General features: G+C 43.8%; 20 protein-coding genes. 14 read left to right on the forward strand and 6 right to left on the reverse strand.

What is annotated here, in order from left to right; translation table 11 throughout:
* Positions 1-26: 26 nt before the first annotated feature.
* Together FHS24_RS07975 and FHS24_RS07980 are read left to right on the forward strand one after the other, a co-directional pair.
* The gene (locus FHS24_RS07975) at positions 27-908 is read left to right on the forward strand and encodes a PHP domain-containing protein (RefSeq protein WP_183620482.1); all 882 of its coding nucleotides are present in this window, start codon (positions 27-29) and stop codon (positions 906-908) included.
* 246 nt (positions 909-1,154) lie between these two features.
* A complete protein-coding gene (locus FHS24_RS07980) occupies positions 1,155-2,702 on the forward strand; it encodes a GGDEF domain-containing protein (RefSeq protein WP_183620484.1) in 1,548 nt (515 codons plus the stop codon).
* A 64-nt stretch (positions 2,703-2,766) separates the two neighbouring features.
* Here the strand turns inward: FHS24_RS07980 and truD are convergent, their stop codons facing one another.
* A complete protein-coding gene (gene truD / locus FHS24_RS07985; RefSeq protein ID WP_183620486.1) occupies positions 2,767-4,038 on the reverse strand; it encodes a tRNA pseudouridine(13) synthase TruD in 1,272 nt (423 codons plus the stop codon).
* A gap of 289 nt (positions 4,039-4,327) precedes the next feature.
* Between truD and FHS24_RS07990 the strand changes: the two genes are divergently transcribed.
* Positions 4,328-5,956 (forward strand): FAD-dependent oxidoreductase, encoded by a 1,629-nt coding sequence (locus FHS24_RS07990; protein WP_183620488.1) that lies wholly within the window; start codon positions 4,328-4,330, stop codon positions 5,954-5,956.
* A gap of 107 nt (positions 5,957-6,063) precedes the next feature.
* Positions 6,064-6,738 (forward strand): GNAT family N-acetyltransferase, encoded by a 675-nt coding sequence (locus tag FHS24_RS07995; RefSeq protein WP_183620489.1) that lies wholly within the window; start codon positions 6,064-6,066, stop codon positions 6,736-6,738.
* 74 nt (positions 6,739-6,812) lie between these two features.
* Here the strand turns inward: FHS24_RS07995 and FHS24_RS08000 are convergent, their stop codons facing one another.
* Positions 6,813-7,082: a hypothetical protein gene (locus FHS24_RS08000; protein WP_227671738.1), complete on the reverse strand. Its 270-nt coding sequence runs from the start codon at positions 7,080-7,082 to the stop codon at positions 6,813-6,815.
* Between the two features lie 148 nt (positions 7,083-7,230).
* On the opposite strand from FHS24_RS08000, the gene FHS24_RS08005 reads away from it, so the two are divergent.
* The gene (locus FHS24_RS08005) at positions 7,231-7,599 is read left to right on the forward strand and encodes a hypothetical protein (RefSeq protein ID WP_183620491.1); all 369 of its coding nucleotides are present in this window, start codon (positions 7,231-7,233) and stop codon (positions 7,597-7,599) included.
* A 116-nt stretch (positions 7,600-7,715) separates the two neighbouring features.
* On the opposite strand, the gene gorA is transcribed toward FHS24_RS08005, so the two are convergent.
* The 3 genes from gorA to FHS24_RS08020 form a co-directional block, all read right to left on the reverse strand.
* Positions 7,716-9,071 (reverse strand): glutathione-disulfide reductase, encoded by a 1,356-nt coding sequence (gene gorA / locus FHS24_RS08010; protein ID WP_183620493.1) that lies wholly within the window; start codon positions 9,069-9,071, stop codon positions 7,716-7,718.
* A gap of 218 nt (positions 9,072-9,289) precedes the next feature.
* Positions 9,290-9,742: a threonine/serine exporter family protein gene (locus FHS24_RS08015; protein WP_183620495.1), complete on the reverse strand. Its 453-nt coding sequence runs from the start codon at positions 9,740-9,742 to the stop codon at positions 9,290-9,292.
* Position 9,743: 1 nt separating this feature from the next.
* Complete coding sequence (locus FHS24_RS08020; protein WP_183620496.1) at positions 9,744-10,559, reverse strand: threonine/serine exporter family protein; 816 nt, start codon at positions 10,557-10,559, stop codon at positions 9,744-9,746.
* Between the two features lie 161 nt (positions 10,560-10,720).
* Here FHS24_RS08020 and FHS24_RS08025 point away from each other — a divergent pair, with 161 nt between their 5' ends.
* On the forward strand, positions 10,721-11,002 hold the full coding sequence (locus FHS24_RS08025; RefSeq protein ID WP_183620498.1) for a DUF503 domain-containing protein: 282 nt from the start codon (positions 10,721-10,723) through the stop codon (positions 11,000-11,002).
* Positions 11,003-11,604: 602 nt separating this feature from the next.
* On the opposite strand, the gene uvrA is transcribed toward FHS24_RS08025, so the two are convergent.
* A complete protein-coding gene (gene uvrA, locus FHS24_RS08030; RefSeq protein WP_183620500.1) occupies positions 11,605-14,511 on the reverse strand; it encodes an excinuclease ABC subunit UvrA in 2,907 nt (968 codons plus the stop codon).
* A gap of 599 nt (positions 14,512-15,110) precedes the next feature.
* Here uvrA and FHS24_RS08035 point away from each other — a divergent pair.
* From FHS24_RS08035 to FHS24_RS08070, 8 genes are all read left to right on the forward strand, one after another.
* Positions 15,111-16,475, forward strand: coding sequence for an MFS transporter (locus tag FHS24_RS08035; protein ID WP_183620502.1), 1,365 nt, complete (start codon positions 15,111-15,113; stop codon positions 16,473-16,475).
* Positions 16,476-16,671: 196 nt separating this feature from the next.
* Positions 16,672-17,322, forward strand: coding sequence for a single-stranded DNA-binding protein (gene ssb, locus FHS24_RS08040; protein WP_183620503.1), 651 nt, complete (start codon positions 16,672-16,674; stop codon positions 17,320-17,322).
* 335 nt (positions 17,323-17,657) lie between these two features.
* A complete protein-coding gene (locus FHS24_RS08045; protein ID WP_183620505.1) occupies positions 17,658-17,981 on the forward strand; it encodes an H-NS histone family protein in 324 nt (107 codons plus the stop codon).
* Between the two features lie 207 nt (positions 17,982-18,188).
* The gene (gene gspN, locus FHS24_RS08050) at positions 18,189-19,025 is read left to right on the forward strand and encodes a type II secretion system protein N (protein WP_183620507.1); all 837 of its coding nucleotides are present in this window, start codon (positions 18,189-18,191) and stop codon (positions 19,023-19,025) included.
* A complete protein-coding gene (locus FHS24_RS08055) occupies positions 19,026-19,946 on the forward strand; it encodes a type II secretion system protein N (protein ID WP_227671739.1) in 921 nt (306 codons plus the stop codon). It begins immediately after the preceding gene.
* A gap of 187 nt (positions 19,947-20,133) precedes the next feature.
* Positions 20,134-22,404, forward strand: coding sequence for a type II secretion system secretin GspD (gene gspD, locus FHS24_RS08060; protein WP_183620509.1), 2,271 nt, complete (start codon positions 20,134-20,136; stop codon positions 22,402-22,404).
* Positions 22,405-22,743: 339 nt separating this feature from the next.
* The gene (locus FHS24_RS08065; RefSeq protein ID WP_183620511.1) at positions 22,744-22,911 is read left to right on the forward strand and encodes a hypothetical protein; all 168 of its coding nucleotides are present in this window, start codon (positions 22,744-22,746) and stop codon (positions 22,909-22,911) included.
* Between the two features lie 122 nt (positions 22,912-23,033).
* Positions 23,034-24,023: a TatD family hydrolase gene (locus tag FHS24_RS08070; RefSeq protein WP_183620513.1), complete on the forward strand. Its 990-nt coding sequence runs from the start codon at positions 23,034-23,036 to the stop codon at positions 24,021-24,023.
* The last annotated feature ends 135 nt before the right edge of the window (positions 24,024-24,158 follow it).

Genomic DNA, 24,158 nt, shown 5'->3' on the forward strand with positions numbered 1-24,158 from the left:
ACCTTCAAAACCTTAAGGCCAGCTTTATGAAAATTGACTTACATTGCCACAGTACTTGTTCTGATGGTACTTACGCGCCCGCCGAGGTGGTACAGCGCGCTCACAATGCTGGCATTAATGTACTGGCGTTAACCGATCATGATACCTTGATGGGTATCGATGAGGCGCGCGTGGCGGCTGAGGCCTGCGATATACAGTTAATCAATGGGGTTGAGATTAGCTGCGAGCATACGCTTAGCGGCGGCTATGGCAAAAATAAATCCACCAATAAAATTATTCATGTCCTTGGACTGGATTTTACTGATTTTGAGAAAATGCATGCCACCTTGCAACAACTGCAAGACAGCCGTGCCACGCGCGGTCAACGTATCACTGAAAAACTCAGCGAATTATTAACCATTGATTACGACGAGTTATGGCAAGCGGTGCTCGATAAAGCTGGCGGCAATCCACAAGCGGTAGGGCGTGCGCATATTGGTCAAGTGTTATTTGAGCGTGGTGAGGTAAAGACCGTGCAAAAAGCCTTTGATAAATACTTGGCGGATAATAAGCCGGCTTATGTGGCGATTGAAGCATTGACGATGCAGCATGGTATTGAGCTGATTCATGCTTGCGGCGGCAAGGCAGTGCTGGCACACCCAACACGCTATCAGCTTTCAGCCACCCGCGTACGTAAACTGATTGAAGAGTTTGCGCAGCTTGGCGGTGATGCTTGTGAATTACCAGCGAATAGCGAACCAGTTAGTACCCGTAGAATGGTCGATCGCAGCATTGCTGAACATCAGCTAGCTGCGTCTATCGGTAGTGACTTTCATGGCAGTAATATGCCATGGCGACGCTTGGGCGACGTGCCAAACCTTAACCCTGAACAGCAAGGTATTTGGCAGTCATTTGCAATATTGGCTTAGTTAAAGCGACCATCTAAAATGATAGGCTGACCCTGCAAATTTATATTGTAAATAGGCATTATCGTTACTTAAAACCATACGCCAAAATGAGGTGTTGGATACTGACGCATAAATCACTTAAACAGATTGATAATCAAAGGAAAAATTGCCACACTAAATGCGTCAGTTTAGATCTAATATAAGTCATCTTTTTTATTTTCTTATTTGGTTTAGCTCAATAAATTTCACTATCTGCGGTAGCCCATTATGGCTGTATCGATATCTCATCTAGGCTACAGAAAACTCTCGCGAGTGATTTTCGAGTGGCAAGCTGCTGATAGGGCGTTGCTGCTGGCACTGTTTATTTTGCTAGAAGTATCATCGCATTGGTTATGGTGCTTATTTGTCTGGTGGCGCCAAGATATATATGGCAGCTACGTAGATATGGACGTGCTGTATCCCTTGTGGATTGGCCTGACACTGATGGTCCTTTTCTTTTCTTGGATGGTCAGCCGTTTATCACCGATTAGAGAAGATACGGGGTCACTATATAAATGGCAAGCGATAATAGTTACGCTCTATAGCCTTTATATTGCCGTGGTCATTATAGTCATGGGTTATAGTAGTTTGGTCGCAGGGGTTTCACTCGTAGGCGGTGCGATGCTAGGGATGGTGCTGATACGTCGCCGCTATGTATGGAAAGCTTTTTTAGGGCATATCGCACTGATTTTCTTGGTAACTTTAATTCCTTATTTTGGCTTTACGATACCCAATCTACGCCAAATGACGATAGCCTCTTTCCCTTTAGATAGCTATAACTATCTCACCTATAACGAGATGACAGTGATCGAAAATGCCATCTCTGCATCTATTTTTCAAAATGGTACGCTGAGTTGGGACAGTTTTAATCAACTGCGTTTCTCCTATGCATTTTTTTGGCGTACCACCCATATTTATATGGCGCTGCCAAAGGCAGTGTTTATTATTTACATGTTTCGCACGCTGTTATTGATATTGGATAACAGTAAAGCTGAAATCATGCAGTATGCCAATCAAGATGAATTGACCCAGCTAAAAAGTCGCCGCTATGGTTTGACGCAAATGCAGCAAGCGCTCCTAGCAATGGGAGATAAGCAAGATTTTAGCGTGATTTTATTGGATTTAGATTGGTTTAAAAGCATTAATGACAACTATGGTCACGACGTTGGCGATCAAGTGCTGTCGGAGGTTGCCCAGACGCTACTAAAATCTTTATCAGAAGAGAGTATTGTCAGTCGCTATGGCGGCGAAGAGTTTTTGATTGTCCTGCCCGATACCCAGCATGATAGTGCCATGACCATTGCTAAGCAGCTACGCAGAGATATTGCGCAACATGTCATCAAGAGCGATGATGGTACGGATTTTAATATCACCGCCAGTATAGGGGTTTATACCCTGACCCATGATGAGCGCGCCCGTATTCAGAGTGAATATAAGACATTGGCATTAGAAGAAAGCACGCAGCCGCTTGCAGAGTCGCAAAAACCTCGGAAGAAAGAAGCCGACATTGATAAGGCTCGTACCAACAAAACCAGCACGCAAAAAGAGAGCTCGCAAAAAACTCGCGCCCAGAAAAGAATTTCTCATAGAAGAAAACGTGCTGCTACAGAAATCTTAAAGGCGCAGCTGCCGAGTGATATTTGTCAGCGCTTAATCTGTATCGCTGATAAAGCCCTATATGAGGCAAAAGACCGCGGTCGTAATCAAGTGGTCAGCGCCAATGATATGCTCGCGGCGGAAAAGGATAAGATTTCTGTCCTTTATGCCATTAGCTAAGGCGTGCCCTAGTTATTTTGTATATGGTTTCTGACATTAATCATATAATCACATAGTCTGACTTTTAACCCCTTGCTGATGATGTGTTTAGGTTTTGAACTAAGCTTGCCAGCACACTCGTTGCAAAACTGCCTGTGGTTAAAGTAAAGTTTAATACCAGTGTTTGCTCACTGCCATTTCCCCCACCTTGCCACTCCCAACTTAATTCTTCAATCGGTAGCCTTAGTGCTCGTCGTTGTGCTTTGATATCACGCTTCTCTAATCCTGCTGCTAGCTGATGTAATAATGGGTCGTTTTGCACGATATCATTTTCGATAGCGGCTGCTGCGCCGCTGACTTTATCATTACCCACGCCCCATAACACGGCAGTTGGATGAATATCGCCGCTGGCAAGTCGCGCTTGCAAAGTCTCATCGATTGCTTCGCTGGCAAATATCGAGCCTGACCCGTCCAAATTAAACACTTCGCCTGCAAGCCCATTAGTCCAACTACCATCGCGCACCCGTGCTGCCAATATTTCATTAAATATCAAGCTACGCGCAGCAGACAGCTCCATGCTGTTTTGCTCGCGCGGCGCTTGTTTGCGTTTGCTTTTTTTGGGTTGCGGCCGACTTTCTGGCGCTGGACGGGCAAACAATGCCAATGCTTCTCTCACATTATTGCCATTACGGCCAAAGCGCTGCGGACCAAAATAGTTGGGCACGCCCGTTGTGCTTATATGGGCTAAATGCTGCTCGACAGCACTCTTGTCACTTTCTTTAGCCGATAATAACTGCTCAAGCATTGGCGCTGCTGTATCAAAATCGGAAAACTGGATATCACGCAAGGTAATGATAAATTGATTAGCGCGGTGCGTGCCACGATTGAGCTTTTTGTTATGCCAATGCTGCGCAAGGATAGTAAGCGATTCATTGGCGCTAATATCTACGGGTGCAAATTCAGACTCTGGTAATTGCTTCTTAGGTATCCGCAGGCTAAACCACTGTGTCGTCAGCGCATGACGATCTTTAAGCCCTGAGTAACCAACATCGCGCAGTGGAATCTCTGCCCATTCTGATAGCAGTTTAGCCAGATAAGCGGTATTCATGCCCAGCTTTTCAATATGTAGCCATAAATGCTCACCCTCGCCCGTAAAGTCGAGCGGCAATATCTCATTAACCACAAAGTCTGTGGCATGGGCTTTATACGTCGCTTGCGCTAAAGGCGGCTGCATTGATTGTGGTAGGTTGGCCGTATCAGTAGCAGCGCTGATATCGAAGCTTGCGATATCAAATGTCTTATCATCAAGCGTTTCGTTATTAAGTAAGTCGTTATTTAAATCGTCTTGAGAAGTCATAAGGGCATCTTTTATTGATTATAGGTATTAAAGTAAATTGGTTGAGATATATGTTAAAGGTTTAAAAGGCATTAAAGATTTAAAAGTCAGAATTACGTTTTGCAACGCAGGCAGCATACAAATAAACAGCGCCTATCAAATGGGCTTGCTACTATCAAGGTATCTGATTTTTTAAATTGCGTATTTCTATCGGTATTGATTGATTCAATCAGCTTACATCAATACGTTTTCAGCAGGAATTTTTCAGCAGGAAATAATAACGATTAATATTAAATGTTAAGGATAACTTATGAGCAATGCAACGATTCATACCGTCACCATTAGCAAAGCCGACATTCCAAATGGTGGCATGAAATCCTATAAACAGGATGACGATAGTATCATTTTAATCACGCGTGATGAGGACGAATTTAGCGCCTTTGATGGTAAATGTCCGCATGCTGGCGCAGATTTGGGCGATGGGTTACGCTGTGGCAATCGTGTCATTTGTCCATGGCATCATGGCAGTTTTGATAGTCGTGATGGCACCTTATTAGAGCCGGTCGCTATGCGCGGCTTGACCCAGTATGAGCTGACCGACGAAGGCGATAGCTTAATCGTCAATACCGCCGCGAAGATAGATAAGCACGTGACCAATGACAAAATGACGGACACCCATACCATTATAGTTGGCGGCGGCGGTGCAGGTTTTATGACGGCCAATCAGCTGCGACATACCGGTTATGGCGGCAAGATTACCTTAATTAGCCAAGACGATAAAGCCCCTTATAATCGTCCTTTATTATCCAAAATGTTTTTGGCGGGTAAAATGGATGAGAAATATCTAATGCTAGGCGGCGCTAACTGGGCCAGTAACAATAATATCGATTTGCGCTTAAACCAAACCGTCAGCGAAGTACTACCTAATGAGCGTACCATCGTCATCACAGATGCAGACGGTAAAAGTGAGCAACAAACGGCGGACTTCTTAGTAGTAGCAACAGGCGCTGAGCCAAAAATACCGCCTTTTAAAGGTGCGGAGCTCGATGGTGTTTATACGCTACGCAGTATGGATGATGCCAAAGAAATTAAAAGTGCCAGTGATAATAAGCATGTCGTTATCGTAGGTACTGGTTTTATCGGTATGGAAGTGGCATCGGCGTTAATGGAGGCAGGGAAGGCAACCTCTATCACTGTCGTTGGACGTAGTCGACGTGTCATGGCTAATATCGTTTCTGAAGCCGTTAGCAATGCTTTAATCAAACTGCATGAGGAAAAGGGCGTTAATTTTGTATTCGGTGCCGGCGTTGACGAAATCAATGCTGCTGAAGACGGTACTGATAATGAAAGCACTAAAGTCAGCGGCGTCACCCTATCAGATGGCAGTACGCTTGCCGCCGATATGGTGATTTTAGGAACGGGTGTCGCACCGCGTATTGAGCTATTAAATGAAGTAAACGCGCCAGATGGTGTGCAAGTTGACGAGCATTTGCAATTGCGTGACGGCGTTTATGCACTCGGTGATATCGCCAAAGCCACCAATCAAATGGGGCGCATGCGTATCGAGCATTGGCGCGTGGCGTTGCAACATGGTTTGGTCACAGCAGCTGCTATATTAAATGAAGCTAATGTCGATTCGCTAGCGGAGCGTATTCCTTTCTTTTGGACAGCACAGTATGGCAAAAGCCTACGCTATAGCGGTCATGCGGCCACGCCTGATAATGGCATTTTATTTGGCTCGCCTGACAACCTTGACTATATCGAATATTATTTTGACGATGATGGGGAGGTTACGCGAGCCAGTGCCGCAAGTTCGCTTGGACGTGATAAAGAGCTGATTGCTTTCTCTGAATTATTGCGCCGTGGTCATGCGCCAACGCGCGCTCAAATTAAGGGAGGATTTGATATTATCGAGCAGGCACAGGTTTTATCGCGCTAGCATTTAAAGGGTTATAAAGTTTACTATAAAGGCTGGCTTGGTTATTCAGGTCAGCCTTTTATACCATAGCTTTTATAATAAACAAACGGAAAAGGAAAACCGATGTTATGAGTACAGACCACATTAATAAAGAAACACTGAATAAAGAAGCCCTTAATAAAAAACCATTAAATAAAAAAACCGTATTTTTACGTCAAGCTGAGGCAAGTGATATTGATGCGCTTGAACAATTGCTAAATCGCTGTTATCGGCAAGCGGAAGGCTGGACCAATGAAGCGGATTTAATTGGCGGTATTCGTACCACCAAAGACGAGCTGTTAGCCGTCATTGCTGACCCCAAACATTATGTTTTTATTTATCCAAGGACTAGTACAGGCGAGCGTGATGGTAAAGAAACGGGTGAATTACTGGGCTGTATCGCAGTCGATATAAAGGACGAGGCTGAGATAAATGAGAACGCTGGCAATAAAAAAGCCTATATCGGTATGTTTGCGGTACTGCCTGAACTACAAGGACATGGTGTTGGCCATCAGATATTGCAGGCAGCTGAGACGTTTGCGCAGCGGCACTTACAATCAAGTACGCCAACGCCTGATACAAATCCTGTGCGTCTGACCATGTCTATTTTAAGTCATCGTCCTGAGCTCTTGGCTTATTATCAGCGACGCGGCTATCAATTAAATGGTAATAGTATACCGTTTCCAGTCGATGGTAATAATGGCGAACCCAAACGTCAAGACTTACAATTACTAGAATTAGAAAAGCTCGTGAGTCAATCATAAGCCAATTAGGCTTATTAACCTCAATTCAGCTGACCTCACTTCAACTGAATCCAAAGTGATTAATCCCAAAGCAATCAACCCCAAAAACGTCCAAAGGTCATAAATAGCCCGACACTCAATAGGAGAAATGCCACGATAATTAAGCGCTTAAACCAGTTAAAAGCGGGCAAGCGCGTGGCATTATCATCAGACATCAAATAAGCAAACAAGCCAATTAGGCTTGCGACTAAGGTCATGATTCCTAGACCAATCGGTAATATGGAAAAATACATCTGCCACACAAGCATCTCGCAACGGTCATTATTAAGCGCATCATAGCAGTATCGCGATTGTACTGTCAGCATTAAGCATTAGCCGCACTTTAATCTTTTTATCTCATTACGCTATAAACGTTAATCATAAATAAGGTTAAGTAGATTTCCTAAAATTAAGTTGGGTTTAAAGACATAATTCTGTATAGTGAAGTAACATTACAGATACATAGAGACTGGTATGAATAATTTTAAAAAACTGGCTGTCATTGCATTGTTGACGTCTTTGTTTGCAGCGTGTTCAAACGCGCCTTCTGAAAGTACGGTCGAAGGGCTTATTGAAGCACAATATGAGCAAGCCAATAGCATCATGGATGATGCGATGGCGAATGCTGGCAACGATGAGATGGCGAAAGCTATGAGCGGAATGATGGAAGGTATGATGCCAAAGCTTGAGCGTGTCGAGAATATCAACTGTGACAGCGTTGAGGGTGATAATACTTATATGTGTACCGCTGATATCACCCAGACAATCGCAGGGAATAGCCGCACCAATAAGACCAGTTTTAAAGTTTATCAAGTTAATGATGAGTGGGTGTTGGGTAATTAAGAGTTTGGTAAGCTCGGACGTACAGGATTTAATGACTTAAAATAAAAAGGATGCCTAATAAGCATCCTTTTTTATAATTACTAAAACCGTGGTTGGTATCGCCCAGTCTATAAAAACTAACGCATCGTCACAAACTCTTCCGACCCTGTTGGATGAATGGCGACGGTATTGTCAAAGTCAGCCTTGGTCGCGCCCATTTTAATCGCTACCGCAAAGCCTTGAATCATCTCATCGACGCCAAAGCCGATGCCGTGCAAGCCAATGACTTTTTCTTCCTCACCTAAACATATCAGCTTCATCGTAGACTTTTGGCGATGCTGAGTCACCGCACTATACATATCCGTAAAGGTGGAGGTATAGCATTTGATATTGTCTTTACCAAATTGATTTACGGCATCGATTTCAGACAAGCCAATGGTACCGATAGGAGGGTGGGTAAAAATAACCGTCGGTATCAGCTCGTAGTTTAGATGCTCATCAGGCTTGTTATTAAACAAACGCTCCGACAAGCGGCGACCTGCGGCGATAGCCACCGGTGTCAAATCGACACTGTTTTCGATAATATCGCCGACCGCGTAAATCCCTTTAACATTAGTATTTTGGAATTTATCGACTTTAATTTTGCCAAACTCGGTCGTCTCTACACCCGTCACTTGCAAATTGATATTATCGGTAGAAGGCGCGCGACCGATCGCCCAAATCAAACAATCTACGGTATCAAGAGCACCATCTGTGGTACACAAAGTCAGGCTACCATCGTCATTTTTAACAATTTCAGTGAGCATGGTGTTGGTATGCAATTGAATACCGTCTTGCTCCATCTCTATCAGCAAGGTCTCCACAATGGTGTGATCAAACGAGCGAAGCGGCGAATGTTGGCGCACGTACTGATGCACTTCAGAGCCAAGGCTATTTAACACGCCAGCGATTTCGACAGCAATATATCCAGCGCCGACGATAGCCACCCGTTTTGGCAACTCGTTTAAAGCAAAAAAGCCATCAGAATCGATGCCGTATTCTGCGCCTTTGATATCAGGAAGAATCGGATGTCCGCCCGTCGCAATCAAAATATGGTCAGCGGTAATAAGTTCACCATTCACTTCTACCGTATTGGCATCGACGAATTTGGCAAAGCCTTTAATTACTTGAACGCCGTTTTTTGCCAAATTATTATCATAAGCGCGGTGAATGTTTTGGATGTACTGTTGGCGACTATTGACCAGCTTTTGAAAGTCAAAGCCTTTTAATTCAACGTCAAAGCCATAATCTGGCGCATACTTATGAATGGCTCCAGCAACTTGTGCACCGTACCACATCACCTTTTTGGGTACGCAGCCTAAGTTTACGCAAGTGCCACCCAATTGGTTGGCTTCAATAATGGCGCAGTTTTTGCCATAGCTTGCTGCTCGGTTGATTGAGGCAATACCGCCGCTACCGCCGCCAATGGCGATATAGTCATAATGTTTTGTCATGGTTAAGTCTCTTTATTCAGTACGTATTAATGCGTGTTGGTGCAATTTTGCAGTCTATTATTTTTTAATTCTGTTATTTTGAACTCTATTGTAATGGGTATCATTATTAATCTTACAAGGTTTTGCTTATAAGGATGTGCCAGCTAGCATCAGGCTATAAGATAATTTAAGCGAAATTAGTTCGCCATTTAAACCCACTTAGATTTATCTAAACTTACTTAAACAATAGCACGACGTCTATAAAATAACAGTCCAGGAATGGACAAGCCCAGCACCAATCCTGAGGTCACAAACAAGGCCTCAAACAAATACACCATCATTTGGCTAAATAATTCGTCTGAAAAACCAAAATAGCCAATCTGTACCATACTGACCATTGCCTTATAAGCGGCGATACCTGGCATCATACAGATGACACTCGGTGAGATTAATGCTTTGGGCGGTAGGGTATATTTTTTTGAAAAATACACGCCCAAAAAGCTGGCAAGCATCGCCCCAAAAAAGCTAGCCACCACCAGATGGACGTGCTGATAGACAAGCGCTGTTTTTAACCCAAATCCGCACGCGGTCATTAGCAAACACGGCAAAATATAGCGTTTGGGAACGCTGAACATCAGCGTCCAACCAAGGGTTATGATGCACGACAGCACCACAGTTTCAATGAACCACATCTTAAAACCCCCAGTGCTGTATTCGAAGTAAAACCAGCGCTATCACAATACCAACGCAAGCGGACAAGGTTAGCATATAGGTAAAAACGGCACGACCAATCCCAATATTGACATAGCCTTTTAAGATATCTGAGAACGAGTTGATTAACGGAAAGCTTGGTACTAGTAAGAGCACACTAGAGGCAACGGCAATATCGGCATTGTTACCTATATCAAAATAGTAAGTCGTCGACCCAATTAAAGAGGCAATAAAAGCGGTCACGATGACCGCTATAAAGGGATTGAAATGGTGTTTGGACAGATAAATACGGGTAAACATCGCTACCATACCCGCGATAAATGTTACGCCAGTAATCGACCAACTGCCACCATTTAGATACGCAAACGCAGCGCAAGACGCGCCAACAAATATGCTCACTAGCCATGTCGGATAAACCGTTTTATCTAATCCATCAAACGCAAGAGTAGTGCGCTCCGTCAACTCAGACTTTAGCTTATTGTTATCTGGCTTGTCGCTATGTGTATCGGCTTCGGTTCTGTTGATAATTTGCTGGATTTGTACCAATAAATTGACATTGATGCTCTGATTGATCGTGTCTCTGGTGGTGGTGATACAGCGCTCATCACAGATAGTGGTCAAGGTAAGGGCATTAAAATTCAGCGAACATTCTACGCTGTTCATCCCCAAGGCAAGCCCCAAGCGTTTCGATAAATCCACCACCACAGCAGACTCAGCGCCATATTGCATAAGGAGTAGTCCGCAGCGCACGCATAATCGAGTAATGTGCTGTTGCTGTACGTAGCTGATAGAGGTCATTGATTAGATACGCATATTGGCTATTGTGATTTTTATAAATGCTATAACTATAAACAGGGTGAGTGGTTATGCTATCGAGACAGTAAGGTAACGATAGCATAACTTGCCGAGCTTATTTGCTACTATTATAAAGCGTAAACCACTGTAGTAAGGAGAATAAAATGCATATCGCTATCTTAACCCTGACTTTTGCGCTACCCGGCTGTGGCTCATTAAAAGAAAAGCGCCAACGCATGGGCGGGTTGCACGCACGCTTTGGTAATACGCCAAGCGTTGCGGTATGTGAGAGTGGCGAGCGTGATCGACATGACGCTAGCGAGTGGACGTTTGTGATCGTCGGGCTGTCTAAACGTGAGGTCGAGTCACAATGCAGTCAAATAGAGGAAAAAGTAGAACGTACCGTAGATGCGCGGGTGATGAATGTTGAGAGGGAGTTTATTTAGTTGAGTATCATCTAACTATTTCTTCAAAGGCAATTCATCAGGGGTTATTCACTCTACAATGGGTAATATAAAAGTAATCACTATATAGGGTTAGTTGCTATGACAAAACTAAAGTTATTGCACTAAATAGCTTCTAAAAATACTAATTAAAATAAGATATAGAAGGAAAATAAGAAGCTGATGGACTTTATTAGGGAGATTGGGATTGGAATACTTCTATCTTGGCATATAAAAGGTCATCCTTTCTGGACAAGTTTTTTAAAAGGATACTATTACGCCTACTTAAAAACGAGGCTATCTTAGAAACATTTAGGCGAGATATGACGATGTTTTTTATACTTGGTACTATAATTTCTATAGTATTACTAACTTTTACTTTCATTCACAAATTTTGCTACCCAAATTAGCAGTAACGTTTCATAACCTAAGATTAGTATAAACAACATATGAATACTAAAATATTTCTCCTGTATACAATGTCGCTATAGGGTGTTGCCTTATATTTATAGTAATAATTTCATTATCTTAGTCAACTCAAAATAAGCCCAAAAAAAGGCCACTCCTTAAAGAGTAGCCTTTCATTAATTATTACCTAAGTTCTATTAACTCACTTCTTTCATCGCTTGCTTAAGCATCGGCTTCAAGAACTCACCCGTATACGAACCTTCGACTTCTGCCACTTCCTCAGGCGTACCTTCAGCGATAATCAGACCGCCACCTTTACCACCTTCAGGACCTAAATCAATCACCCAATCGGCAGTTTTGATGACATCCAAGTTATGTTCGATGACCACGATGGTATTGCCTTTATCGCGTAGGGTATGCAAGATATGCAGCAGCTTATCGATATCATGGAAATGCAAACCAGTGGTTGGTTCATCCAAGATATAGAGCGTCTGTCCAGTATCGCGTTTGGCAAGTTCACGAGCCAGTTTCACACGCTGCGCTTCACCGCCTGATAGCGTTGGCGCTGATTGACCAAGACGGATATAGCTAAGACCAACATCCATCAATGCTTGCAGGCGACGATAAATCGCTGGAATGGCTGAGAAGAATTCAGTCGCATCTTCAACGGTCATGTCTAATACGTCAGCGATGTTTTTACCTTTATAGTGAATCTCTAAGGTCTCGCGGTTATAGCGCTTGCCTTCGCAGGTATCACACGGCACATACATATCAGGTAGGAAATGCATCTCAACTTTGATAAGACCATCGCCCTGACACATCTCACAGCGTCCGCCTTTAACGTTAAAGCTAAAGCGACCAGCTTTATAACCACGGGCGCGCGCTTCTTGGGTTTGTGCAAACATTTCACGTACTGGCGTAAATACACCAGTATAGGTCGCTGGATTTGAGCGCGGCGTACGACCAATAGGACTTTGATCGATATCGACCATTTTGTCCAAATGCTCAAGACCGCTAATACTGTCATGCTTATCGGCGATAAGCGTTGAGGCGTTATTCAACTGCGTCGCTGCTAATGGCATTAAGGTACGATTAATCAGGGTCGATTTACCAGAGCCTGAAACGCCTGTGATACAAGTCATGATACCGATTGGTAGCGTCAAATCAACGTCATGTAAATTGTTGCCGGATGCGCCCTTAAGCTCAATAGTCATTGGAACTTGTTTGGGCTTGGCTTTACCTTTGACTTCCATATCGATCGTTTTGGCTTTATGACGAATGGTTGGAATCTCGATTCTTTTCTTACCAGACATATATTGTCCAGTTAGTGATTCTTTATTCGCCATGATGTCATCGACCGTACCCTGAGCGATAATATGACCGCCATGTACGCCCGCGCCGACACCGATATCGATGACGTGATCCGCTTGACGAATGGCGTCCTCATCATGCTCAACGACCAGTACGGTATTACCCAAATCACGCAAGCGCGTTAGGGTTTTGAGCAAGCGATCATTATCACGCTGATGCAAGCCGATCGACGGCTCATCGAGTACATACATCACACCCATGAGACCTGCGCCAATTTGGCTGGCAAGTCGAATACGCTGCGCTTCGCCGCCTGATAGCGTTTCAGCAGAGCGGGCAAGTGATAGATAATCAAGCCCGACACTGACCAGGAAGTTTAGACGCTCGTTAATCTCTTTAAAGATTTTTTCCGCGACTTCACCTTTATGACCGCCAATTTTTAGCGTTTTATAATATTCAGCGGCATCACCGATAGATAGCTTGACGATTTGAGCGATAGTATGCTCGTCCACGCGGACATTGCGTGAGATTTCATTGAGACGCGCACCATCGCAAACGTTACAAGTGGTATCAGCCAAGTATTTCGCTAGCTCGTCCCGCACCAGATTGCTTTGCGTTTTAGCATAACGACGCTCCAGATAAGGCAGTACGCCTTCAAATGGCACAGTTTTATTAGTTTTACGACCGCGCTCATCAGTGAAGTTAAAAGTCAGCTTCTCTTTACCTGAACCTTGCATGATGAGATCTTGCTGCGCGTTTGGCAGCTCTTGCCATGGCGCATCCATATCGATTTTGAAATGATTGCAGACGGTAGAGAGCAGGCCAAAGTAATAGGCGTGGCGCTTATCCCAACCATTAATCGCCCCTTGGTTGAGCGATTTTTCATGATGAGTAATCAGCTTTTCGGCTGAGAAATATTGGCGTTTACCGAGACCATCACAGCTTGGGCAAGCACCATAAGGGTTGTTAAAACTGAACATCCGCGGTTCAAGCTCAGAGACGGCGCGATCACAAACAGGGCAAGAATGCTTAGCTGACATCACTTGGTTGGCATCACCGCCTTCTTTTGGGTTGCCATCCATAAAATGTAGCGTCACCAGACCTTGACCTAAGCGTAGCGCAGTCTCCAAACTTTCAGCGACGCGGTTGCCTAAGTCATCACGGACTTTAAAGCGATCAACGACAACTTCAATCGTATGCTTTTTCTTTTTATCGAGTGTCGGTAGCTCATCAGTATCGTAGACATCACCGTCAACGCGTACGCGCACAAAACCTTGACCAATCAATTGCTCAAGCAGGACAGTATGCTCACCTTTACGCTCACGAATGACAGGTGCCAAAATCATAATCTTGGTGTCATCTGGCAATGCCATCACCTGATCGACCATTTCGGTGACCGACTGCGCAACCATTGGCTCGCCATGCTCTGGGCAATAAGGTGTACCGATACGCGCATAGAGCAGACGCAAATAGTCATAAATTTCGGTAATCGTGCCAACTGTTGAGCGCGGGTTATGGTTGGTTGATTTCTGCTCGATGGCAATCGCCGGTGACAAGCCTTCGATACTATCGACGTCTGGCTTTTCCATTTGTGAGAGAAACTGACGCGCATAAGCTGATAGACTCTCGACATAACGGCGTTGCCCTTCAGCATAAAGCGTATCAAAGGCCAATGAAGATTTACCAGAGCCTGATAAACCGGTAATCACCACGAACTTATCGCGTGGAATGTCTAAATCGATATTTTTTAGATTATGAGTGCGTGCGCCGCGAACCTTAATATACTCGTGTGCCATCGGTGATAGGTTTCCTATTTGCTAAAATGGTATTTTTAAAAAATTTAAAAGGGTCAACTAATATGAGTTAAATGATTCATTGAAAGCGTAGATAATTTTAAAAATGCTATTCAAATTACTATGGCTTTATAAAAGTATGTGGTTTTCATAAAGCTATAGTAATGGTTATCTCTTTTGCACAATACCTTTAATACTTGAAATGGATAAAGGTAATCTAAATAAAGGGTAACTAATATGAGTGGTTTGTTATAGATTTGGCAGAATAACGTCGTTTTATAAAAAGATTTGTCGTAAGATTTTTTCAGACCATTTTTCAGACCACAACGTTCTCAACGTCTTACTTTATTGTCATGATAGCTGCATTATTCAAGGTGTAGTGACCCATCAGATGCACTTGGTAACAAAATTATCGCGTAAAATGAATGGCTTAAGTCGGTGTCCTCTATGATGCTGAAGTAGGAGGGCAAAAGTCTCGGCAAGCAAACGGCGAATGTCTTATACTAGGGGGCTTAATTTGTAGGCTAAAGCCTTGATAGCGTCGTAATAATACAAGCAGAGCTGCCGTGATTAAACAGCAATGATGAACCAGTGAGGCAAGCATGAATAGCGTAGAAAAACGGGCAATCCTCGGGGTCGGTGGTATATTTGCCTTGCGGATGATTGGCTTGTTTATGATTGTGCCAGTATTTTCTGTGTATGGTGATAACTATGCGCACGCAACACCGTTTCTGATAGGTTTGGCCGTTGGTATTTATGGGCTAGGGCAGGCTATCTTTCAGATACCGATGAGTCTCGCCGCTGATAAATTCCCACGTAAGCCGATTATCTTTTTGGGTCTGATATTATTTGCGCTTGGCGGTATCATTGCCGCTAATGCCACAGATATTTATGAGGTCATTATTGGTCGAGCGCTGGCAGGTAGTGGCGCAGTTTCGGCGGTATTGATGGCGCTGTTAGCAGACGTTACGCGCGAAGAGATGCGTACCAAAGCGATGGCGACGATGGGTTTGACCATTGCGACCTCCATCATGCTCGCGTTTGCCTTTGGTCCCTTATTAGTGGGTTCGCTTGGTATTTCTGGACTGTTTTGGTTGACCGCTGGTTTCGCTATTTTGGCGATGTTGCTATTATTGTTTGTACCGACTCCGCTACGGGTGCTTAAGCATAATCTTGATAATAAATCGATTGGTCAGCAATTGTCTAGCGTGCTAAAAATCGGTGATTTGAACCGCTTACATATTGGTATCTTTGCGCTGCATTTAACAATGACAGCTATTTTTGTTATATTGCCACATCAGCTGAATGAAGTGATGGGACTGTCGGTACGTCAGCAGGGTTTGGTGTATTTACCATTATTATTTATCGGCTTTGCTGTTGCCATTCCCTTTATTATCATCGCAGAAAAGAAACGTAAAATGCGCCAAGTATTTTTAGGTGCAATTGCGTTAATGACCGCTGCTTTAGCGTTATTGGCCATTGGTAGTCAGGTCGGCGTAGGTATTATCTTAGGTTTGCTGCTGTATTTTATGGGCTTTAACTTACTTGAGGCGACGATTCCATCTTGGATATCGAAACGTGCGCCAGTCGCCAATAAAGCTACCGCGATGGGCTTGAACTCGTCAAGTCAGTTCTTTGGAGCCTTTGTCGGCGGTGCGATGGGCGGTTTATTATTAACGCAGCCCAATCTATTGGCGTGGGGCATATTGGCCGCTATCATGGCCGCGGCGCTACTGTTGATTATTCCGATTGCCGATCCACCTTATTTATCAAGTACCACAGTAACTATTCCTAAGAATATCAATATCCAAGACTGGTCACGGCAAATGCTTGCGGTAGATGGCGTTGATGAGTTGGTCGTGATGGCAAAAGAGCAGGTCGCTTATTTGAAATTAGATAAAACCCAGCTGACCGATTCTTCGCGACAAGAGCTGTCGCATTTGGCTCAAAGTCCTTTAGATATTTAGGGCATATAGTAATTTAAACCTAAGTATTAGTAGTGATGAGGCTATGCGACATTCAGCGTCGCATGTACGATTGTTGCTGTAGATATTTAAACAAAAATTGGTTAAAGTAAATTCATATTACTGATATTATTAATCAGTTTCATTTAATATTTATTAAAATATTCATAAAACAATTTGTCAATAGAAGGACAACATTATGCGCGGAGTTAATAAAGTTATCATCATTGGTAACCTTGGAGCAGACCCCGAGGCACGTCAATTCAGTAATGGCGGTAGCGTGACCAACATTTCGGTTGCGACTTCAGAGCAGTGGACAGACAAGCAAAGCGGTGAAAAAAGAGAAGCAACGGAATGGCATCGCATTTCATTGTTTAATCGTTTAGGCGAAATCGCGGCACAGTATCTTCGTAAAGGCAGTAAGGTCTATATTGAAGGCAGCTTGCGTACGCGTAAATATCAAGATCCCAATGGTCAAGACCGTTATATTACTGAGATTCGTGCTGAGCAAATGCAAATGCTTGATGGCGCGACCGGTGGTAGTAATGATGCCGGTGGTGGATTCAGCAATAACCAAGGCGGTCAAAGCAACCAAAACGGCTATGGCAATCAGGGCGGCCAAAGCTCAGGCCAAAATAATTATGGTCAACCAGCTAATAACCAGCAAAGTGGCTATAATCAAGGGGGCGCTCCAGCTTCTCAAGGTATGTCACAAGGCAACAATCAAAACAGCTTTAATAATCAAAATGCGCCAGCGCAAAATCAATTCAATAAGCCAGCTCAAGCACCAGCACAGTCGAAGCCGACAGGGATGCCAGACGGCCCTGTAGATGATGATATTCCATTTTAGGATACAACCATTTTAAATCATATAAGAAAGAATGTTGATTAAAAAATGAAGAGCCTGTGGATACAGGCTCTTTTTTTATGTTATTGGCTTTTGTAAGTGTTAATGATTAAAAGTATTAACAACATTATAAATACTAATGTCAAACTAATTATCGTTTAAAACCGTTTTTGCTTTAATGGCATTTATGAGTATCCTTTTATCATTGAATACCAATCAATACTTGTGATGGATTATATTTTTGTTTATATTACCGCTACTTACGATTTTTATTATTAATTAGTCATTAGTGATTATGCTATTTGATTTATAACCTTGATATAAAAGTGGAGATTATGATGAGCAAAAATAACGTGATTGATTTAAATAACCTAAATGTTGATGAGCTACGTGCCATTACAGAAAATGCTCAGCAACTTATTGCCCAGAAACAACACCAGCGTTTATATGATGCTTATATGCAGTTTGAAAAAATTGCTGAAGAAAGTGATGCCAGTATTGAAGAGATACTACAAGCGGGCGAGAAACTTGAGAAAAAACGTAGTATTAAATATCGCAATACCAGTAATAACGAAGAAACGTGGACTGGTCGTGGCCGCAAACCGACTTGGTTGGTAGACGCACTAGCTGCAGGTCGTAAATTGGAAGATTTTGCTATTTAATGAGTCAACAATTTTTATTAATGTCTGATTCTATTTTGTTTGAATGAGTCATTGATAATGGTTGCTTAATAAGTAAGTGGATAGATGAAAGCCAGTATCTTTATCACCAGTATTTTGGTGCAAAGATATTGGCTTTTTTTCTGTCATCTGTATGCCATTGTTTGCTATGATAATGACGTTTTTGTCTTATATAAGAGTTAGGTAACTGTGCCTCAAGTATCCACATCGTCTTACAAGCGTCCCCGCAAGCTCTGGTGGCTATTTGGCTTTATACTATTTGCGCTATTTGCCGTCTTGCAAATGCCAGCAGCATGGCTACTTGAAAAATACGCACCAGATACGCCGTATGTGCAACATGTGTCGGGCAACTTATGGCAAGGCTCTGCGATTTGGCAGCTGCCCGTGTCAGCAACGCCGCTTACAGGCGCCGCTGAGTGGTCGTGGCAGCCATGGCATTTATTGTTGGGCAAGTTAGGCGCAGAGGTTGATATCAGCTCAGAGCAGACCCGTTTAAATGGTCAGGTTAAAGTAGGCACCAGCTCATGGCAAATTCAAAACATGAACGGTAAAATTGCCCCTGAAACTTTGGCCAGTGTGGTCGATTGGCAATTGCCTAATGCGCCGATTCAGGTAAATAACGTTTCATTAAAACGTCAGTCTGCTGCAAATGCCGCAGCAAGCACTTCAAGCGAAAACTCAGGTAAAAATGTGGCGGGCTTTAGTGAGGCGAGTGGTCAGCTGACTTGGATTGGCGGTGAAGTGGGCTATCCTAGCGGTGGTAAGGTTTTTTATATCACCATGCCAGCGCTGCGTGCTGAGCTCAGTGCTGAGCAAAAGAACAATAAAAATTTGCTGCATATCAATCTTGTAAATAATCAAGATAAGCGCTTGGGTGATCTGTATATCGATGGCGATAATATGTTAGATGTGAGCTTAACCCAGCGTTTACTAGAAAACATGCCAGAATATAAAGGACAAGCACCGCAAGATACACCTGTAGTCAGTGTGCGTCAGCCGCTGCTCAATGGCTTGGGAGCGCGCTAGATGATGAATGCTACCGATATCTCTAGCCGTTTAAAACCTATTATTAACACGTTAAATCGCTTTTCAGCGTGGTTATTGTTATTAGCCATTATTTGGTTGTGCTGGACAGCGGCGCGCTTACTGTGGCTGCTGCTGGCCGCTCCATTAGCGCCTGCGTTACCGTTAGCACCTTTACAGAATACGGCGAACTCAAATACAGATTATAGTGGTTTGTTTGCCATCTTTGCTGACCCTGATCCTATCGCTGCTCCAGTCCAACCGCCACCTAATATCGTATTAAAAGGTGTGCTTATTGCCATACCAGAAAGTCTTTCTTCAGCAATGTTGGACGTCAATGGCGAAGTAAAAAACTACCGTATCGGTGATACTTTGAAAGACAGTGACTATACGCTGGTTGCTGTCGATTGGAATGAAGTTATTATCGCTGATGCCTATGATAAAGAAACCGTCATCAGAATGGCAGAAGCTATGCCACTTGACCAAAGTGCTATGCTGGCAGGTGCGGTGAGCAATCAGCGTTTGCCAGACAATACTATCTTGCCTAACTCGCCTAATACACCATCACCAGACCAAGTTAATCCTGAGACGGCGCCAAATGGGGAGACAAGCAGTGAGGGCGAGCCAAAGTCAGCAATCGATGAAGCCGTTACCGAATTACAATCCAATCCCGCCAGTTATTTAAGTCGAATGGGCGTCATGGCGTCGGGTGAGAGCTATCAGGTCACAGCTGCTATGCCAGCCAAACTGCGTAATCGGTTAGGGCTGGAACCTGGTGATAAGGTACTGACTGTTAATGGTCAAAGCGTTGGCAGTAATCCGGAGCAAGATGCCAACGTCTTACAGCAAGTAAAGCAAGCCGGTGAAGCACAAATAGAGGTACAGCGTGGCGATCAAGTGATTACCATTCGTCAGCAGTTCTAGCTTAGACTTTAAAGGCGATTTTTAGATATAGATTTATTTGCTCATGTGGTTGGCAAACCGCTGAAAACCATTGGTCAGTTATGAAATCTAGCTCATATTACGTTCAGCAAACATTTTGTTTAGCACACGAAACTTAGTACTCATGAAACTTAGTACATCCGCGACATCACTGTAGGTAATTATCAATATGGTCAGTTCTCAAAATTTCTCGGTCACGCCTTTACACCATATTTTGCAGCGTTTGATGCGGCTGTGTCGTCCGCTGTGCTTAGCAGTTCCGCTATGGGCGGCAAGTACGGGACTAGTAAGTGCGGAAAGCTGGAAGGTCAATCTACAAGATGCCGATATCAAAGCTTTTATTAATGAAGTGGCGACCATTACCGATCAAAACTTTGTTCTTGATCCGCGCATTAATGGTAACGTCACCGTCATTTCTAACAAAGCATTGTCGCGTGATGAGATTTTCCAGCTGTTTTTAAGTGTCATGCAGGTTAATGGTATTGCTGCTATCGACTCGGGTACGACGATTAAGCTGGTGCCTGATAACGTCGCCAAACAATCTGGTGTCGCGGTGGATTTACGCGGTGATAGTGTCGGCGAGGCGCTAGCAACGCGGGTGATTTATTTGACCAATACCCAAGCAGCAGAAGTGCTCGGCGTGATTCGACCGCTGATGCCACAGTCGGCTCACGCAGCAGCGGTACCGGGTGTCAATGCGCTAGTATTATCTGATCGCGCTGATAGTCTTAATCAGCTTACGGCGCTTATCCGTGATTTAGACAGCAACGTCAATGATAGCTTGCAAGTCATACCGTTACGTCATGTCGATGCCGAGCGCATGATGGAGCTGATTAGCGCCTTGGTGGCAAGCGCGGGCAGCGGGCAAGCCCAAGGTGCTAACAATCAGCTAAAAGTCATTGCCGATACCTCTAGTGATAGATTGTTGGTTAAAGGCAGTCCTGAGATGATTACCAAAGTGCAAGAGATGGTTAATCAGCTTGATACCACTCCTACAAGGCGTTTGAGTGGTCTACGGGTATTTCGCTTGAAATATGCTAGCGCCGGTCATATTGCAGAGATGCTACGTGGCTTACTTGCCAGCCAATCTATTAATAGCTCTGGTGCGACATCAACCTTAGAGTCTGCCTCTCTAAACGGTGCCAGTGGTACTGGCTCAACACTAAATAGCGGCGCTAATGCCAATGTTGGTAATGGTGCTGGCAACAACACTACTGGCAATAGCGGTACTGCCGCTTTATCGACTAGCAGTTCGGGTGGCGCAGGTACTGGTATTGGTGGTCGACCTTTTAGTATTATCGCTGATGAAACCCAAAATGCCGTCATCGTTAATGCCGCGCCTGAGCTGATGTTTGAGATTGAAGATGCCGTCAATCAGCTCGATAGCCGCCGCGCTCAAGTCTTAATTCAAGCAGCTATTGTCGAAGTATCAGGCGATGATGCGACCCAGCTTGGCGTGCAGTGGGCGCTAGGTAATGCCAATAGTGGTTATGGCGTCGTCAATTTCAATAACGTTGGCGCGAGTGCGGTATCGCTTGCAGCAGCAGCCTTGTCGGGTGGTGCAGGTATCAGTGCGGCCGCAGGGTCGATTGCAGGTGCTTTGATTGGAATCGGTGATAGTAAGAAAGACAGTCAAGGCAATACCCAATTTTATGGCGCTATCTTACAGGCTCTTGACTCATCGACCAGTGCCAATCTGCTGTCGATGCCCTCGATTCTGACTTTGGATAATGAAAAAGCGAGCATCTTAGTCGGTCAAAACGTGCCTTTCGTCACTGGCTCTTATACCACAGGCAGCGATTCTTCGACCAACCCCTTCCAGACTATTGACCGTCAAGATATCGGTATCAACCTAAACGTCATTCCTCATATTGGGGATAATGGCACCGTACGTTTGGAGGTTTCGCAAGAAGTCTCGTCGGTCGTACCGGGCAGCGCCGGCAATGCCAGCGGTCTTATTACCAATAAAAGCCTGATTAATACCACTATTTTAGCCGATGATCAGCAAACCATCGCTTTAGGTGGCTTGATGCGTGATAACACCACTACGCGCCAACAAAAAGTACCTGGTTTGGGTAATGTGCCATTGATTGGTCGACTGTTCCGCTCTGATAATGATAGTAATCAGAAGAGTAACTTAATCATATTTTTACAGCCGACTATCTTACGCGATGGCGGGGCTGTAGCCAGTGTGACTGAGCGCAAATACAATCAAATGCGCGTCCTACAGCTGGTTATCGATAAAAACGGTACGATTAAACAGTTACCGCTTAGCGGTACAGAGGGCTGGAATGGCAATATCAGTGCCGATTATGAATTGATGCCGCTTAATCCACTGGTGCCTAAGCGTAACCAAACGCCAAAAAATACTTCTCAGGGCTTTACCAAAGTAGATAGCCCTAGCAGCAGTGGTATTACGACTTATCCTTTAAAGCGCTAAAGCTCATAATAGATAAGCTGTAAGATACTGTATAAGCCTTAATAGCCCAATAGCTTGAGTTCTTAAGCTAATACTCAATAACAAGCATACTTAAACGTACGGCACGATAGTGACGCCGTACATAAGCTTGCGTATTCATAACACAGATATACACAGCGCCTCAATGATGCGCGTATAATTCAACCAGGAATAATAACTCATTGCTTTCATTATTGATTTTTATAGTCTGTCTTTTAAGTGTAGCTTGTTTGAATAAATTCAGTATGCATAAACGGCGATTAACTAACGTACAATATGTATTATTGAAAATACCTTTGCAAAAATACTTCGGTGAAACCAATGCGCAATCTTAACAATAGCAATAAAAAGAAGTGGTTGAGTTTAGGGGCAGTTGGCTTAGCTCTATTGCTTATCCCGCGCCGTAGTAGTCTAAAGGAAGATAGCAAACTAATGGATAACGCTGAAAATGAAGTTAAGAATAAAGTTGCTAATAAAGTCAGTAAATAGGATGAATCAGCGCTAGAATAGTAGCTGTTATTGATAATAATGGCTTTATTGCTAATAAAAAATGCTATTCAAATAAACTGGAAATACACTGTTTTAACCATTAAAAAATTTGGAGTTTATTGATGACGGTGATTGGCGCATCATTTAACGCTAATGAAGAATTACCTACCACTTTTCCTTTAATTGATACCCATACTCATTTTGATGCACCGGTATTTGATGCTGATAGAGATGAGCAGCTACAAAGAGCGTGTCAACAAAGCATACGACATCTGGTGTTGGTAGGGTATTTGCAGCGTCATTTTCAGCGCTTGTATGATACTGAGCGCTTGATCAATGAGCGGTATCCGTCGTCTATTACAGGTCAATCAGATTCACCGCAACAGCCACCTTTAAATGCGCATATTGCCCTAGGTTTACATCCTTTTTATATTGAGCAGCATACTGAGGCGCATCTACAAAATATGTCGCAAATGCTGGATAAAAAGCGTCCACTGGCCATCGGTGAGATTGGTTTCGATACTTTTGCTGATGAGATGAAACAGCCTAAGATGTTCGCAAAGCAAGAGTATTTTTTTAATGCTCAATTAGACATGGCTGTCAGTCACAAATTACCGGTGATGCTGCATATCCGTAAAGCGCACGCTGAAGCATTGGCGTTATTAAAAGCGCATGACTATGATGCGCATAAGCTTGGCGGCATCGCCCATAGTTTTAGTGGTGGTGAGCAAGAGGCAAAAGCATTTGTAAAACTGGGCTTTAAGCTTGGGGTAACTGGTCAAGTGACCAATCCAAACGCCAAGAAGTTACGCCGCGCTATTCAAGCGGCCGTCGCTAGTGATGGTATTGAGTGTTTGGTGATTGAGACGGACTGTCCAGATATGACGCCCATCATGTGTCAAGATTCGGGTGGTAGTCAGTCGGCGCTCGGGCAAAGCCCAGATAATGAATGGGGTAATGCGCCCGCTCATAATAGAAATGTCCCAGCCAATTTACCATGGGTATTACTGTGTTTAAGCGAGTTACTCGATGTGCCGCCAGCCATTCTTGCTGAGCAATTGTGGCACAACAGTTGCAACGCTTTGCAGACTGATTGGCGTTATCCAGCTTGATAATGACAAAAAAACTGCTTAATAATAGACAGTTTAATTAATAAATAATTGAATAATAAACCACCTTATAAAAGAGCTTTAACTTGTTATGACTGAAGAGGCGCAATTGCAGCAAACGACAACACAAACAGATAC

Source organism: Psychrobacter luti, from assembly GCF_014192115.1.
GTDB lineage: Bacteria > Pseudomonadota > Gammaproteobacteria > Pseudomonadales > Moraxellaceae > Psychrobacter > Psychrobacter luti.